This is a genomic window from Desulfoluna sp. HI9BLuna, from assembly GCF_056829775.1.
In genome coordinates, this window is sequence record NZ_CP186555.1 from 1,250,025 (window position 1) to 1,265,506 (window position 15,482).

The 15,482-nt window shown below is 58.0% G+C and carries 10 protein-coding genes; 6 read left to right on the plus strand and 4 right to left on the minus strand.

From position 1 onward, the window contains the following. Window positions 1-89: 89 nt before the first annotated feature. Both ACOYW0_RS04940 and ACOYW0_RS04945 read right to left on the minus strand, forming a co-directional pair. Complete coding sequence (locus tag ACOYW0_RS04940) at window positions 90-1,271, minus strand: iron-containing alcohol dehydrogenase (protein WP_482417443.1); 1,182 nt, start codon at window positions 1,269-1,271, stop codon at window positions 90-92. An 81-nt stretch (window positions 1,272-1,352) separates the two neighbouring features. Then, window positions 1,353-2,768: a coniferyl aldehyde dehydrogenase gene (locus ACOYW0_RS04945; protein ID WP_482417444.1), complete on the minus strand. Its 1,416-nt coding sequence runs from the start codon at window positions 2,766-2,768 to the stop codon at window positions 1,353-1,355. Window positions 2,769-3,210: 442 nt separating this feature from the next. On the opposite strand from ACOYW0_RS04945, the gene ACOYW0_RS04950 reads away from it, so the two are divergent. The 3 genes from ACOYW0_RS04950 to ACOYW0_RS04960 all read left to right on the plus strand — a co-directional run bounded on the left by ACOYW0_RS04950 (window position 3,211) and on the right by ACOYW0_RS04960 (window position 7,034). Further along, window positions 3,211-4,104 carry a LysR family transcriptional regulator gene (locus tag ACOYW0_RS04950; RefSeq protein ID WP_482417445.1) on the plus strand — a complete coding sequence of 298 codons (894 nt, stop codon included), beginning with the start codon at window positions 3,211-3,213 and terminating at the stop codon, window positions 4,102-4,104. Window positions 4,105-4,420: 316 nt separating this feature from the next. Beyond that, window positions 4,421-4,981: an NADAR family protein gene (locus tag ACOYW0_RS04955; RefSeq protein WP_482417446.1), complete on the plus strand. Its 561-nt coding sequence runs from the start codon at window positions 4,421-4,423 to the stop codon at window positions 4,979-4,981. A gap of 334 nt (window positions 4,982-5,315) precedes the next feature. Next, window positions 5,316-7,034, plus strand: a complete 1,719-nt coding sequence (locus ACOYW0_RS04960) for a methyl-accepting chemotaxis protein (protein ID WP_482417447.1) — start codon at window positions 5,316-5,318, stop codon at window positions 7,032-7,034. Between the two features lie 79 nt (window positions 7,035-7,113). Here ACOYW0_RS04960 and ACOYW0_RS04965 read toward each other — a convergent pair whose 3' ends face one another. Then, a complete protein-coding gene (locus ACOYW0_RS04965; protein WP_482417448.1) occupies window positions 7,114-8,388 on the minus strand; it encodes an SPL family radical SAM protein in 1,275 nt (424 codons plus the stop codon). Window positions 8,389-8,661: 273 nt separating this feature from the next. Further along, window positions 8,662-10,221: a sigma-54 interaction domain-containing protein gene (locus tag ACOYW0_RS04970; RefSeq protein ID WP_482417449.1), complete on the minus strand. Its 1,560-nt coding sequence runs from the start codon at window positions 10,219-10,221 to the stop codon at window positions 8,662-8,664. Between the two features lie 331 nt (window positions 10,222-10,552). Between ACOYW0_RS04970 and ACOYW0_RS04975 the strand changes: the two genes are divergently transcribed. From ACOYW0_RS04975 to ACOYW0_RS04985, 3 genes are read left to right on the plus strand one after another with little or no spacing between them, the layout of a single operon-like run. Further along, window positions 10,553-13,297, plus strand: coding sequence for an efflux RND transporter permease subunit (locus tag ACOYW0_RS04975; protein ID WP_482417450.1), 2,745 nt, complete (start codon window positions 10,553-10,555; stop codon window positions 13,295-13,297). After that, window positions 13,294-14,079: an outer membrane lipoprotein-sorting protein gene (locus ACOYW0_RS04980; RefSeq protein ID WP_482417451.1), complete on the plus strand. Its 786-nt coding sequence runs from the start codon at window positions 13,294-13,296 to the stop codon at window positions 14,077-14,079. Before ACOYW0_RS04975 ends, ACOYW0_RS04980 begins: the two co-directional genes overlap by 4 nt. A gap of 13 nt (window positions 14,080-14,092) precedes the next feature. After that, on the plus strand, window positions 14,093-15,439 hold the full coding sequence (locus ACOYW0_RS04985; RefSeq protein ID WP_482417452.1) for a hypothetical protein: 1,347 nt from the start codon (window positions 14,093-14,095) through the stop codon (window positions 15,437-15,439). The last annotated feature ends 43 nt before the right edge of the window (window positions 15,440-15,482 follow it).

Here is a 15,482-nt window from a genome sequence, read left to right on the forward strand (position 1 = left end):
AAATGAGTAGTGACCATCAAACAAAAAAGCGGCCCGTTTCGGGCCGCTTTTTAGCGATATAGGATGTAACGTATCTGTTTTTACAGGGGCTATGCCACCCCGTTGACAATCTCAGCAATTTTCTCGTCACGGATGGCGTAAAACTGGTAAGCCATATCCTTTTTTACGGTCTCCATGATTCGATTCTTCTGGTCGTCATCAAGGGCCCACGCTGAAAAGGTGGTGTCGGCCCCGATTCTCTGCTGAAAGTCTTTTAAAAACGCCACCACCGACGCAAGGGTTCGGGCATCGTCTGCTTCGGGCATCAGCCCCAGGGCCGAAGCCAGCTTGCCGATTTTCGGCTGATAAAACTCGGGCAAGGCCTCGATGACAACGGGCATCAGGACCGTGTTGGCGTCCCCATGGGGAATATGGCCCACAGCCCCGAAAGCGTGGGCGCAGTTGTGGATGGGAATCCCCCCGAGGGAAGAGTAGAAGGCAGAAATGGCCATGGTACTGGCCTGCAGCAGGGCACCCCGGGCCGCTGTGTCCCCGGGCGCCTCCAATGCCCTTGGCAGGTTGTCGATGATAAGGCGTGTCGCCTGCATGGCATAGGCGTCCGTAAAGCTGTTGCTCAGGGGCGAAACCAGGGCCTCCACGGCATGGGTCAGGGCGTCAAAGGCCGTGGAGCGGGTAAGCCCCTTGGGAAGTCCGGTTGTCATACCTGGGTCCAGAATGGCGATATCCGCCTCAAGGCCCGAAGCCACAAGACTTGCCTTGATGTTCTCCTCTTCGTTAAAAAAAACGGCAATGGGAGAGGCTTCCGCGCCGGTGCCTGCGGTTGTGGGCACGGCAATATGGGGGGTATCAAAGCCCTGAGACTCCGGCCAGACCTCCAGCCTGCCGCCACCAGCGATGACTCCGCGAATGTCGGAGAGCCCCCGGTCCAGAGCATATTTAACCCCTTTGGAAGCATCGATGACGCTTCCTCCCCCAACGGCCAGGATGGCATCAGCCCCGCAATCCCTTGCGTAGGCGATGGCCTCATTGATGTTCCGGCAGGCTGCATCGGGTTCAATGGCGGTAAACGTGCCGGCAAGGGTGACATCTGCCTGGCGGTTGAATATATCGGCACACCTATCCACGACACCAAAGACTTCAAGGCCTTTGTCGGAGAAGAGGACAACGCGCTTTGCGCCCATGTGCCGGAACAGGGAAGGTACATTTTCAATGCCGTTTTCCCTGGCGTGAACGATGGTTTTCATCTGGTAATCAAACGGGTGAGACTTCATTGTTTCTATTCCTGATTTATTTAAATGCCCTTCATGGATTTGGGTGAAGGGCTTATTTTTCTCTACCGGTCCACTTGCCGGTTATCGCAACATGGCCTCCATTACGGCCTTTTTGAACTCATTGTCTTCCCTTGCGAAAAGATGCTTTATGTTGTGTTCCGTTCCCGACGTCATCACGGTTTTTGAATGAGACATGGTCAGAAAACCTTCAAACCCGTGATAGTTGCCCATTCCCGACGCACCGATACCGCCAAAGGGGGCATCATCCACCGCAAGGTGAAACACGCTGTCGTTGATGCACATCCCACCTGAATGAACCGTGGTTTTCACACGCTGCTGAAGGGCCTCGTCATGGGTCATCAGGTAAAGGGCCAGGGGCCTCGGGTTGCCCTGGATATGGGCTATGGCTTCCTGAACATCCCCATAGGTGATCAGGGGGAGCAACGGGCCGAAGATCTCTTCGGTCATGACCTTGGCGTCTGTTGCCGGGTCCACAACCATGTGGGTGACCAGTCGGTTTTTGGCGCTGTCCATGCTGTTTCCGTGGCAGGCTTCGATGCGGGTCTGTTTCTCCTGCTCGTCATTTAAAAGCCCTTCGATGCGCTTGAACTGACGGGTGTTTGCCATGGAAGTAAGGTTTTCGGAATCCACTCCCTGGGGAAAAAGGCCTGCGTACTGCTTTTTGTATTCGGCAATGAACGATTCCAGCCTGCCCTCGGGCAGGAATACATAGTCCGGAGCCACGCAAACCTGACCGTTGTTAAGGCTTTTCCCGTAGATAATCCGCTCCACCGCCATCTCCATGGAGACATCCTCGCCCACGATGACCGGTGATTTCCCACCGAGTTCAAGGGTTACCGGGGTCAGGTTGGACGCAGCCGCCCGCATGACATGGCGCCCCACCGTGGTGGAGCCGGTGAACAGGATGTGATCAAAGGGAAGTTCCGTAAAGGCTGCCGAAACCTCGGCCTCCCCTTCAAACACGCTCACATAGCTGTCATCAAACACCGATTTCAGCATCTCTGCGAGGACCTTGTTGGTGTGGGGCGTAAATTCACTCATCTTGAGCATGGCGCGGTTACCTGCGGCAATGGCGGAAATGAGAGGCCCGATGGAGAGCATAACGGGAAAATTCCACGGGACCACAATGCCCACAACCCCCAGGGGTTGGTAGATCACCTCCACGGATGACGTGTTGAGAAGGGGTCCGGGGTCTCTCCTGGAAGGCGCCATCCACTCAGACAGGTGGGCGATGGAGTGATTGATGTTGCCGATGCAGGGGGTGATATCGGCGATAAGCGTATCCAGTTCACTTCGCTTTCCATAGTCATCGCTCATGGCGGTGCTGATGTCCCCCGTGGACGCCACCAGGGCGGTTTTCAGCTTCTTGAGCATCTCGATCCGTGCATCGAGGCTTGGCATGGGGCTGCTGTCAAAGGCCTGCTTCATGGTGACCAGGGTGGTCTCCATTTTCTTTATCTCATGTTGAATGTCCATGGGTCTGAACGCTCCTTTTTGGGGTATTCATTTCGAAAATGATGTTTCGTTACGTGCAGGTTGATCGGTGATTGGGCACGAAATGGCAGGTACGGGGGGATAACCTCGCGCACTTCAATCGAGGTTTCTTCAATTATATTAAATTATTAACCCACACAAAACAACCTGCATCATCTTTCTGTCAATGGATGGAACCAGCGCTCAGGTTCAATGGCATCCTACCCACAGGATGCGATGCCCATGCCCCGGACCCAGTCCGAACTTGGGCTAAAGGATACTGAAATAATTACCATTCATGTAGTCCCTGTTATTGCATTTTAACATTGCAAAATTTACAATCCTGGGTAGAGATTCAGGGTTCCAGCACCACAGCGCCGGTGGCTGTGCTGGGCAACCCGGCAAGGACACGTGGAGCTCTACATATCGCTTCAGGGAGGAATGCATGGAGTCAGCGGAACGGATTTTCCTGCGGGTGGTGGAGGCCGGAAGCTTCAAGGCCGCGGCAGAACAGCTGGGCACCGACCCGTCAGCGGTGAGCCGCAAGGTCATGGCCCTGGAAGAGCGCCTGGGGGTCAAACTGTTGCAACGCTCTCCCCGCCGCTCCACGCCCACGGAAACCGGCCTTCTCTATTACGAAGGCATGCGCAGACTTGTGGATGAACAATCCACCCTGGAGTCCAGGGTCTCCAGCGTGGCCGATACGGCCCAGGGCCTCCTTCGGGTGAGCGCGCCCCTGGAATTTGGCCAGGCCTTTGTGGTGCCGGTCCTGAAAAACATGGTGAAACAATACCCGGAGCTCAGGGTGGAGCTTCGCTTCAACAGCGGATACGCCGAAGCCCCAACTGCACACTTTGATGTGGAGATTCACGTGGGGGACCTCCCCGACTCCAACCTCGTGTGCAAAAAACTTGCGGACATGCCCATGATCCTCGTTGCGTCCAGGGGCTACCTTGAAACCCACCCGCCCCCCCAAACCGCCCAGGATCTCAAACACCATCATTTTCTGCTTTTTTCAAAGCAACAGCGGGAGCTCCCCCTGGAACTGCACCGCCAGGGAAAACGGGAACGGGTCCACGTCACGGACGGAAAATTCACGGTAAACAGCCTCACCGCCATTCGGGATCTTGTGGTGGAGGGGTTCGGTATTGCCCTGGCGCCCATGTGGCCCTACCGGAACCTACTCGAAACCGGTGAGGTGGTGAGGCTCCTTGAGGGCTACCAGCTGTCCCCTTATCCCTGGTACGCCCTCTATCCGGGGGCTGCCTTTGTTCCGGCCAAGACGCGCCGCTTTCTTGACCTTCTGGGCCAGATCGAATTTGAATTCGACCATCGGTGAGCAAAGCGCCAACCATTCACAGGCTTAACGCATTCAGATTTTTGCCTCAGGCGACCCTACAGGGGGCCAACCTTTTGAAAAATTTGACAAACAGTTTTTTTTGGGGAGGAATGCGTCCCTACAAGGCATGGCCCCTCTTCTTTTTTTTATTACCGGAACGTTTTTGCGGAGCTTTTTTCAAAAAGCGACCCACCGGAGGCAACTGAATGTTTAAATGCGTTTCCCCTGCAACCATTCACCTTGCCTGGGGCGGGATGTTGATATAAACGATATCTTGGACCCGATATTGATCACTCTTCAGGAAAGAAACTGTCTTATGCATGAAAAAATCATTGATATTGACTCATTGCAAAAAGAGGTAAGGGCAGGAAAGCGATTCGACTACCTCTTCTTCTGGGGACATCAGCCAAGAAAGGACGGTCGCACAGGCAAGCAGTGCTTCAGCCAGTGGTGGCAGGCCCCCTTTGACCTGGACGGCATCCGCTACACGTCGGCGGAAGTCTACATGATGGCGGAAAAAGCGCGGTTGTTCAATGACAAGGCCATGCGGCGCAACATCATCGAATGCGCACACCCCCGCGAAGCAAAAAAATGGGGCCGCAGCATCCAGAACTTCCATGAAGCGGAGTGGAACCGGCATCGTTTCGACATTGTGGTGCGAGGAAACAAAGCAAAATTCGAACAGAATGAAGCACTGAAAGCATATCTTCTGGGCACAGAAGATCGCATTCTGGTGGAGGCAAGCCCGGTGGATACCATTTGGGGAATCGGCCTTGCCCAGGAAGACCCACGCTGCGCGGACCCGGAGCAGTGGAAAGGCCTTAACCTGCTGGGTTTCGCCCTCATGAACGTACGATCGACCCTGAGACAATCGTGACCCTCCGCTTTGAAAAAGAGCCTGCGGCGTCCCCAGGGTGACGGCGGGTTTTGATCTGGTTTTCCAGAAGCGACTCGCCGACGGGTAATCCATTACACGACACCATCCATGTGTCTCCCACAACGCCACGCGGTATATCCTGACCAAAAGCCAGCCAAAAAAATCCGTAATACCTTTCCTGACATCAAAATACAGAATCACGCCCACAGCTCTGATCAACACAGTATGGTTGCCTCATCAGCCACACTGTGTTAACTTTTTTTCCTTACTTTTTCGTTCTAAGGGAGGAACACCTGTGGAGGAAACCTCCCAACGTCTCAATGGAGAACTGCCCATGACATTCAGAGATATCGGCATCAAGTGGAAAATCATCGCTATTACGACCCTGGGACCTTTGGTCATCGCTCTTATCCTGGGTGTCCTGCGGGTTTCCGACATTCGAAACAGCGCTGTGGACGGCATGGTGCAAAAAAGCCGGGCCATTGTCCTGATGGCCGAGGCCGCCCGTAACGAGATGGCACACAAGCTCACCCAGGGGATCATCCTCCCCTTTGACGAGATCCCCAAAGCAAAACTCATCGAAGCCGTGCCGGTGGTCACCGCCATCGACATGGTTAAGCTGAACGCGGACTCCACCGGGTATACCTTCCGGGTGCCGAAGATCTCCCCCCGAAACAGAGCCAACGAAGCCAACGCCTTTGAAAAAGAGATCCTGGCTGAAATCAAGGCCAAGGGCCTTACCGAGAAAATCGTCATCGAAGACGATGCAATCCGTTATTTCCGGCCCATCAAGCTCACCTCAGACTGCATGGTCTGCCACGGATCGCCCCGGGGATCCAAGGACCCCCTGGGCGGCATCAAGGAGGGATGGAAAGCAGGAGAGGTCCACGGCGCCTTTGAACTCACCATGTCCCTGGCCGAGACGAACCAACAGCTTTTAAAGGCAAAGCTTAACGTGGCCTTTCTCACCTTCGGCACCCTGGCCCTGATCCTTCTCATCTCCTGGCTCATGGTCCGAAAGAGCCTGCTGGCTCCCCTGGCCGCCACCGGCCGGTTCATCAAGGAGATTGAACAGGGCGATCTCTCCGGGGCGGTCCCGGTGAAAAGCAACGACGAAATGGGCCGCATGATGAGGCGCCTCAACGCCATGGTGGCGAGGCTCAAGGACATGATGGAAAACATCGGAGGTGAAGGGAACCGGCTTCTGGAGGCATCCACCCAGCTGGAAGGTATCTCCGGCACCCTCTCCAAAAGCTCGGACAACACCGCGGACCGGTCCCGCACCGTGGCCGCGGCCTCCGAAGAGATGAGCACCAACATGAACTCCGTGGCTGCGGCCGTGGAAGAGACCGCCACCAACGTCAGCCTTGTGGCCGACGCCGCCGAACAGATGACCGCCACCATCAACGAGATTGCCGAAAGCACCGAGACCGCCCGGAACATTACCGGAGACGCGGTGGACGAAGCCACGCGGGCCTCGGAAAAAGTCGGGGAACTGGGCTCGGCTGCCAGCGAAATCGGCAAGATCACCGATGTGATCACGGACATCTCCGAGCAGACCACCCTTCTGGCCCTGAACGCCACCATTGAAGCGGCCCGTGCAGGGGAATCCGGCAAAGGGTTTGCCGTGGTGGCCAACGAGATCAAGGAGCTTGCCCGACAGACCTTTGACGCCATCGAAGAGATCAAGGGAAAGACCCAGGCCATCCAGAGTTCCACGGACTCCACCATCTCCCAGATCCATCAGGTCTCCAATGTGGTGGGCGAGGTCAACAACATCGTCAGCACCATCGCCGCCGCCATCGAAGAGCAGACAGCCACCACACGTGAAATCGCCGACAACGTCTCCCAGGCCTCCCGGGGCACCCTGGAAGTAACGGAAAACGTGGCCCAGGCATCCACCGTGGCAACGGAAATCGCAAGGGACATCGCCGATGTCAACATGGAAGCCAACGCCATCTCCACCCAGAGCTCGGAGGTAAGCCACAACTCCCAGCGCCTCAAAGAGATGGCCGAAAAACTCCAGGACCTGGTCAGCGCCTTTAAGCTGTAAGAAAAATGGCAACTCGAAAAAGCCTCCGGCATTCCTGTCGGGGGCTTTTTTATTTTGAAATGAGGGAAAACCGGCCTGACTATGGGTTGGCCTGACGAATCCGGGCTGCTTTTTCGTGGTAGGTCTTGATCATATCCGCCTCAAACGCTTCGTTGGAGGCGTAGCTGCGCCCGAACACCGGTTCCCAGAGGTCGATGTGCTCCATGCACATGTAGAAAAAAACGGACTCGTGCCAGGACTGGGGAAAGGCCTGGTACACCGTTGAAAACAGGTCTTCTTTGATGGAGAGGGGGTAGCTCAGTTTCCCGGCGCACTCTTCCATGGGCATCTGGAGGATGGAGCTGTCGGGCATGCGCTCCCGGATGCGCTTTAGCACCGGCTTGATAAAGGTAAGGGTCCCCAGGGAGACCATGACAAGCTCTTCGGGGCGGAAGGTCTCGACCAGCCGTGAGACCACCGCCAGGTAGTCCTCCCGCCAGCCCTCGTACCAGACAATGGGATGGAAGTGAAACCCCACGGGAATGCCGTGATCGGCAAGCTTCCGGGCCCCTGCGATCCGTGTCTCCAGGGAGGCGGTCCCTTTTTCTTCGTGGTGAATCACCGTGGGGGTGTTGAGGGACCAGGTAAAGACCATGTTGGCCGGGGGCCGGTGCTCCTGGAAATAATCGACTCGGCCGCTCTTGGACTTCATCTCCAGGATCACGTTGGGGTGGGCCGAAGCAAACCGGTACAGGGAATCCAGCAGCCCGAAGCGATTGCCCCACATCAGGGAGTCCGAGGACTGGCCGGTTCCGATGTGATAGGTCTTCTCTTTGTCCAGCTCCAGGGTCTCCAGGTGGGAGACAAGGTCCCGGATAAAGCGCACCTGGTTTCCATGGTAAAAGGACTGGATGGAGCAGTAGCTGCAATCAAAGCCGCACTGCTGCACCGCATCCAGGGTGGTGAGGTTACAGCAGCGCGTCTTTTCCGAGGCCACCGGGCACCGCCCCATGATATTCCCTTTTAAAGGGACCTCCACCATCTGTTCATCAGGGAATTTCCGTTCTGCAGCCGAAAAGCCTTCATCGCCAGCGTACCTTTTCTTCCCGTTCTTCAGGGCCTCATACCCCTCCCGAAACTGCTGGAACACCACTGACGCCGCCTGTTTTCCCTTGGCCTTGCCCACCGCCTCCGGGCGATAAAACTGCTCCAGGGACCCCACGCGCCAGCAGATGAGATCCGCGCTGTACTCGGTGAGCATCTTGAGCTGTTGAAAAGAGAAGGCATAGGCCTCGGCCATGGTGAGCAGCCACTGCTGCTGCGCCTCGGGAAGCTTATGAAAAAGGGCCGTCTGTGTAAGTTTCGTGGATGTCATGGCGTCGTTATACCGAAAAAAAAGGGTTCCCGCCAGTGGGCAGGGCAAAGGCGTTTAGATTTTGCCTCAGGCGGCCCTGCCGGGAAAAAAACGTTTAAAACGTTTGAGAAACAGCCCTTACGAATGGCCAGGTCCGGCTCAAAGCGTCTGGCGAAACGAGTGTTTCAACATAACGAACAGTCTACCGGAACGTTTTTGCGGAGTTTTTTTCAAAAAGCGACCCGCCGGAGGCATCGCCTTGGGTTCTGTTTCTACCCGATGACGCCCAGTGCTTCAGAAATTTCGGCGCCGTCCTCGGCCAAAGGGAATCTTGAGCCTGCGCATGCGGTGCCTCAGGGTGCTGTGATTCACCTTCAGCAGCTCTGCTGCCCCCCCCTCCCCTTCGATTCGCCCGCCCGTCATCTCCAAGACGGCCTCGATATGCGTAGCGATCACCCGGTCCAGTTCAAGGTCCCCTCCCCCCTGAACCGCCAGGGGCTGAGTACCCTCGTCCGTGAACGAAGGAGGCAGGTCCGAAAAATCCAGGGGTGCGCCTTTGGAGAGGATCAGGGCGCGCTCCACCGTATTTTCCAGCTCCCGCACATTGCCCGGCCAGGGGTAAGCCTTGAGCCGGTGCATGGCCCCCGGGGCAAGGGACGGCATCATCCCGAGCCCCATCTCCCGGCTCTTTTTGGTGATGAAGTGCTGCACCAGGGCCGGGATGTCCCCCAGTCGATCCCGCAAGGGCGGAATGGGAATGGGAAACACCTGGAGTCGGTAAAAAAGGTCCTGCCGGAAGCGGCCGTCTTGGATCATGGACTCCAGATCGCGATGGGTGGCGGCAATGACCCGGATGTCCACACGCACGGGCCGGGTTCCTCCCACCCGCTCGAACTCTTTTTCCTGGAGCACCCTTAAGAGCCTCACCTGGGCCTCTAAGGGCAACTCGCCAATCTCATCGAGGAAAATCGTCCCGCCGTCGGCCCGCTCAAAGCGCCCCCGCTTCTGGGCCATCGCCCCTGTGAAGGCCCCTTTTTCATGACCGAAGAGTTCACTGTCCATAAGGGTCTCGGGAATGGCCCCGCAATTGACCTTGATAAAAGGGCCCCGGTGCCTTGGGGACAGGTTGTGGATGGCCCGGGCAATGACCTCCTTGCCCGCCCCTGTCTCCCCGGTAAGGATGACGGGGCTGGTGAGTTGCGCCACCTGCCCCACCATCTCCATGACCCCCTTGAGCCCGAAGTCGGCCCCGATGATCTCCTCGCCGGTGATCCGCCCGATCTCGTCCTGGAAATACCGGTTGTCATCGGCCAAAAGGTCTTTCAGCCTCAAGACCTGCCGATGCTCCAGGGTGTTGGACATGGCGATGGTAAAGGGCTCTCGCAGCAGGGCAAAGAGGCGGGCATCTTCGTCGGTAAACCGGTCCACACCCTTTGCGATGAGGGTCAGGGCCCCCATCACCCGGGTTTCTGCCGCAAGGATGATCCAGAGGATGGAGCACTCTTCCGGCTCCTGGAAACGCTTGAGCAACACCTGGGAAAGGGGATCTTCCTGGGGCCGATTAACGCAGAACACGCGATTGAGGTCCGAAGGAGCCGGAGACTCGATGCTGCCGTCCAGGGTGAGGGCCTCCATGGGAGTGAGGACATCACAGGGCGTTCCCTCGTCCTCCGTGGCCATGGCCATGGTCCTGAGCGCCCCGAGGTCCGGCTCGTAGCACTCAAGGAAAAGCTTGTGCCCGGGCATGTGGTTTCGCATATGCCCCAGGCAGGCAGACATCCCCTTTTCAATGGCAAGGCTGCTGCACAGCCTCAACGTTGCTTCACGGAAAAATGCATTTTCATCCACGGCCATGGTCTCTTCCTTAGTATGGTTACGGCTACATACTGTCTTATATAAAAGTTTAGTTCAAAACTGTCATTTATAAAAGGCACAATCTTTCACATACAACAGTTTTACGCAACATCCCTGCCCCAGAAAACAACACCCAAAAGCAACCACCCAGAATCAAAGCACATTTCCGCACCCGATTCCATGGCATGGCTTTTGCCATACCTGTCAGAAGAAGCGGCGCATCACCAGCACTGTCCTCTTCCTGAAGGGGTCTTTCGCGGATGCCTGCCGTTTCACGTAATCGGGCCCACCGCGGCCCTTCTCACCTCGGCCATGCCGAAAGGATGACACAATGCGCGATAAACTCCTTAACCTGCTGATGCACCTGACCCTCTGCCACCGGCGGGTCGTCTGGGGCCTCACCCTTGCCTTCACCGGCCTGTCGGTGTGGGCCGCCGGACTCATCGTCCTGGATGTCCGATGGTCCTCCCTCCTGCCGGAGTCGGACCCGAAGGTCATGGAATACAAGATGATCGACCGGGCCTTTCTGCAGCCCGGCAACATGATTGTTGCCATCAGCGGACCCGATGAGGCAACCCTCGAACAGATCACCGACGAGGTGACGGCCATTCTCGAAGCAGAGATGCTCGCGCCCCCCGGCGCCACCCTGGACGAGATCAAGCAAAGTGAACGGTACGCCCGCCACGTCTTCGGCAGATCCCCGGACGAATGGGTCAACGAGCACATGCTCTGGCTGGCCAAGCCCAAGGATGCCCGACGGTTCCGTGACCTGCTGCGGGACTCCAGACTCCTGCCCTACCTCTCCCACCTCAACGACGACTTTGAGCGGGAGTATACGGACAGCGAAAATGTCCAGACCAAAGAACGGGAGATTGTGGCCTCCCTGGATGCGGTGCAGGGGATGGCCGACACCCTGATGGCGGCGGCCTCCGGCTCCGTAGACCCAGGGCGCATCCGGCGGGTGGTGCGGGACCTCACCGTGGGCCGCCCCTACATGTTCTCCCTGGACAACACCATGTCCCTTGTCTTCGTGGCCTCGGCCGTACCCTCGGATGACTCCCGCACCGTTCCCCTGGTGGACAAACGGGTTGAGTCGCTCCTGGCCCCCATCCAGGCCCGGTACCCGGACTACCGCATGGAGCGCACGGGCCTGATCCCGGTGTACCGGGACGAGATGGACGCCGTGGGCCCCCAGACCCAGGCCCTCACCTTCCTGGCCTTTGGCCTGGTGTTCCTTCTTCTGGCCTGGAATTTCCGAAGCGCCATGATCCCCCTCATGGCCCTTACCCCCATTGTCGCGGGAATCATCTGGACCATGGGGCTCATCGGCCTGGTGCTGGGCTCCATGAACATCATCACCGTCATGATCATGGTGGTGCTCCTGGGTCTGGGCATCGACTTTTCCATCCACCTGGTGAGCCGCTTCTTCGAGGAGCTGAAAAAAGGCCGGAACCCGGAGGCGGCCCTGAGGCTCTCCGTCGAGGGAACCGGCACAGGGGTGATCACCGGTGCCGTGACATCTGCCATCGCCTTTCTCATGCTCATGGTGGCCGAAACAAGGGGCATATACGAATTCGGGTTCTGCGCCGGGGTCGGGGTGCTGGTCCAGCTCACCGCAGTCTTCTGGATGCTGCCCTCCCTGATGTTCACCTACGCCCAACGGCGGGTGCAAAAAGGCAGGCCCATCCCCGAAATTCGGGAAATCGCTTTTTTGAATCCGGTCACGCGGCAGGTGGCCAGACACAGAAAATGGATCACCGGGGTGTCCGTGCTCCTGATCTCGGCAGGGCTTTTTACCGCCGCCCACCTCACCTGGGAGTGGAACTTCATGGAGCTTGAACCCAAGGGCCTGCGCTCCGTGGCCCTCCAGGACGAAATCGTGGACAGGTTCAAGGTGTCCCCCACGGTGAGTTGGTTCACCGCACCGGATGTGGAAGCATCCCGGGCGTACCGAAAAGAGCTGAAGAAAAAGAGGCCCATCGGTGACGTGGATGACATCTCCCGGTGGGTGAGCAGGCCGGACGCGGAGAAAAACCGGTCCTTCATCCACGCCTTGCGAGCCCACAGCCGTCAAGACAGACCTTTCCATGATTACGCCACCCCATTTCTGCAGGCCCGCCTGGCCGATGAGCTGGACCGCCTGTGGGCCAACCTGGTGGAAATCCAGGCCCTGTCTATCACCGGCGGCCAGGACCGGGTGGTGGAAAAGACCCGGCGCCTGGTAGCCGAACGCGGTACCCGGGATAATGGCCTGCTCTTTAAGCTGACCACTCGCTACAAGGATCCGGACCTCGTGGACTGGACCTCGGTGGCCACCTTGGCAGACCTCTTTCAAGGGGCCCTGACCGCCCGGGTGAAAAAAGCCGTTATGCGCGATGAGCCCGTCACCCTGGCCCAGGTCCCGCCAAAATATCACGCCCGCTACGTCAGCGATGAAGCCCCGGGCTACCTTGTTCGCATCTTCCCCAAGCAGAACCTCTACCGCAAGTCGGAGATGGAGGTGTTCCAGAATGTGGTGACCCGGACCTCCGAGACCGTCACCGGCACCTCCCAGATGATCTTCAAGATGAACACGGAGATGATCCGCGAAGGGCGTATCGCCTTTATCTTAGGGGCTCTGGTGATCCTTGGCGTACTCTTTGCCGACTTTCGTTCCCTGGGCAGGGGCCTTGTGCCCATGATCCCACTGGTGGCGGGACTTTCCCTGCTCACGGGCCTCTTCTGGGTGTTCGGCCAGAAGCTCAACTACATCAACGTCATCGGGCTCACCGTCATCGTGGGCATCGGCGTGGACAACGGGGTCCACATCCTGCATCGGGCCCTGAAGGAAGGACCGGACCGCCTGCCCGAAGCCGTGGCCTCCGTGGGCCGGGCCGTGATCCTGAGCTCGCTGACCACCATGATCGGCTTCGGCAGCCTCATGCTCTACGTCATGCGGGGCATGGCCTCTTTGGGCCTCCTCCTCTTTGCAGGGGTCGGGTTTTGCCTGCTGGCGTCCTGCATCCTCCTGCCGGCGGTCATCGCCTTGTGTTCCAACCGCATGTACCCCAACGAAATAACGGGAGACTCACCATGAAACAGATCCTTTTTTTAACCTGTACCTTCCTTGTTGTCCTTACCCAGGCCCTCGGTGCCGCCCCCGGGGACAACAACGCCGCCGACATCATCCGAAAGGCCGATATTGCCGAAGGGTACCGGTCCGCCTACTCCGAATACGACCAGGTGATAACCACCACAAGCGGGGCAAAACGGACCCTGGGAGTCCGGGCCTGGGCCAGGGAAAACGGGGACCGCCAACTGGCCGAATACCTCACCCCTGCCGACATCAAGGGCCAGAAGATCCTCATGACCGACGACGGGGACAACATCTGGATGTTCAACGCCGAAACCCGGCGAACCCGAAAGCTGGGCAGCCACATGAAAAAAAAGAAAATCATGGGGTCGGACTTTACCTACGAAGACCAGGCCGGGGGAACCCTCAGCGAAAAGTACACCGGCCTCGTTGTGGGCCAAGAGCCCCAGGAGGGCCACGACTGTTTTGTCCTTGACCTGGCCCCCACCCCCGAGGGCCCGAGCTACGACAAGATCCGCACCTGGATCTCGGCCAGCGATTTTGTCACCCGACGGGTGGATTACTTCCAAAATGGTGAAAACACGCCCTTTAAACGGATGACGGCCACAGACATCCGGCGCGTTCCCTGCCCGGCAAGCGAAGGGGCCGAAACCAAAACCGTCCCCTTTACCGTCGTGATGACCAACCTTGAGGACCGAACCGAAACCGTCAACCAGCTCAAACGCATCCTCTTCGGGGCTGAAATTCCCGAAACCGTCTTCAGCCCTCGAACGCTGAACCGTTAGTAAGGACACACCCATGCAGAACCCAGCAAGCCCCGGCTCACCACGTGCCGGCTCCACAATCCGTCTTGCGGCCCTCTTCCTTATATATGCAGCAGGCATCGCGCTTCTCCCCGGGCCGTCCCTGGGAGACGAGATCCCCCTGCCCGGCGGGGGCGCTGCCATGCCCCTGCCGGGGGCAGGAACGGACTCAGGTCTGCCCAACACAGGCCCCGGCTTCTCACCCACCGTCAGCGGGTATGTGGAAAACACCCTCAATGGTGAGCACATGACAGAGGACGACTCCGTCAACATCCTGAACAACACCAAAGTGCGCCTGAACGCAAGCGGTGAGGTGTCTCCCCATGCCAGCTTCGGTCTGGGCCTTATCGGGGAGGCCAACACAGGGGAACGCACCTATCGCCTCACCGACTACCTCCCCGAAAAAGACAAGGCCACGATCCCCGAAGGCCAAAGGGAGGCGTACACAGAAGAGGTGGACAAAACCGATGCCTATGTCCAGGAGGCCTTTGTAACCCTCTCCGTGCCCCGGGCCGCCCTTCGGGTAGGGCGACACAAATTCTATTCGGGCACCGGATACGCCTACAATCCCATCGACCTTTTCAACAGGAAAGATCCCCTGGACCCCACCTACGAAACCCGGGGCCAGGACGCGGCCATGCTTATCCTTGGCCTGTCCCCCGTCACCGAGCTGGAGCTGACGGCCCGTACCGATGAGGACCACCGCAACACAGACGGCCAGATGCGTCTCACCCATTACCACAACGGCTGGGACCTGGCCCTGCAGTACACCCGATTCACCGACACCCGCATCAACTGGGAAGGAAACGGAGAATCCATAGACTTCACCTGGGACCTTGTGGCCGCTGAGTTCTCAGGGGAAATCGCCGGAGTGGGCCTCCACGGGGAGGGCGGCTACGCCTTCATCGACGAACCCGGGGATCCCGGCACCCTCTCCCGGGCCGGAAAAAGCCACGAACGGTTTCTCCTGGGCATGGACTACACCTTTGACTGGCAGCTCTATGTTCTTTTCGAATACCTGCGCTTCGGCCAGGGAAGGGACAATCCCGACGACATGACCCTTAACGACAGGTTTGCCTATTTAACCGGTGAAATCATCACATCCAACAAAGACACCCTTTACTTAGGGCTTACCTACCCCATAACGGACCTGACGGACATCTCACTTTACTCCATCGTAAACGTCAACGATCCGAGTGCCACCTTCAGCCCTTGGCTGAAGTGGAGCGCCTGGCCTGGGTGGGACGTCTCCCTCTCCCTCAACATCCCGGCCGGGGCGGAAGACACGTCCCGGGGGTGTATGGGCACCTCCGGTTTTCTGCGGGTGCGGGTCAGCTTTTAGCCCGAAAGGTGGAAAAGCCATTTAACAACTCAGCCCCTCCGGT

What these genes read in the sequence shown, in the direction of transcription:
- ACOYW0_RS04940 (WP_482417443.1), bottom strand. Translation starts at nt 1,271, where the DNA reads ATGAAGTCTCACCCGTTTGATTACCAGATGAAAACCATCGTTCACGCC.
- ACOYW0_RS04945 (WP_482417444.1), bottom strand. Translation starts at nt 2,768, where the DNA reads ATGGACATTCAACATGAGATAAAGAAAATGGAGACCACCCTGGTCACC.
- ACOYW0_RS04950 (WP_482417445.1), top strand. Translation starts at nt 3,211, where the DNA reads ATGGAGTCAGCGGAACGGATTTTCCTGCGGGTGGTGGAGGCCGGAAGC.
- ACOYW0_RS04955 (WP_482417446.1), top strand. Translation starts at nt 4,421, where the DNA reads ATGCATGAAAAAATCATTGATATTGACTCATTGCAAAAAGAGGTAAGG.
- ACOYW0_RS04960 (WP_482417447.1), top strand. Translation starts at nt 5,316, where the DNA reads ATGACATTCAGAGATATCGGCATCAAGTGGAAAATCATCGCTATTACG.
- ACOYW0_RS04965 (WP_482417448.1), bottom strand. Translation starts at nt 8,388, where the DNA reads ATGACATCCACGAAACTTACACAGACGGCCCTTTTTCATAAGCTTCCC.
- ACOYW0_RS04970 (WP_482417449.1), bottom strand. Translation starts at nt 10,221, where the DNA reads ATGGCCGTGGATGAAAATGCATTTTTCCGTGAAGCAACGTTGAGGCTG.
- ACOYW0_RS04975 (WP_482417450.1), top strand. Translation starts at nt 10,553, where the DNA reads ATGCGCGATAAACTCCTTAACCTGCTGATGCACCTGACCCTCTGCCAC.
- ACOYW0_RS04980 (WP_482417451.1), top strand. Translation starts at nt 13,294, where the DNA reads ATGAAACAGATCCTTTTTTTAACCTGTACCTTCCTTGTTGTCCTTACC.
- ACOYW0_RS04985 (WP_482417452.1), top strand. Translation starts at nt 14,093, where the DNA reads ATGCAGAACCCAGCAAGCCCCGGCTCACCACGTGCCGGCTCCACAATC.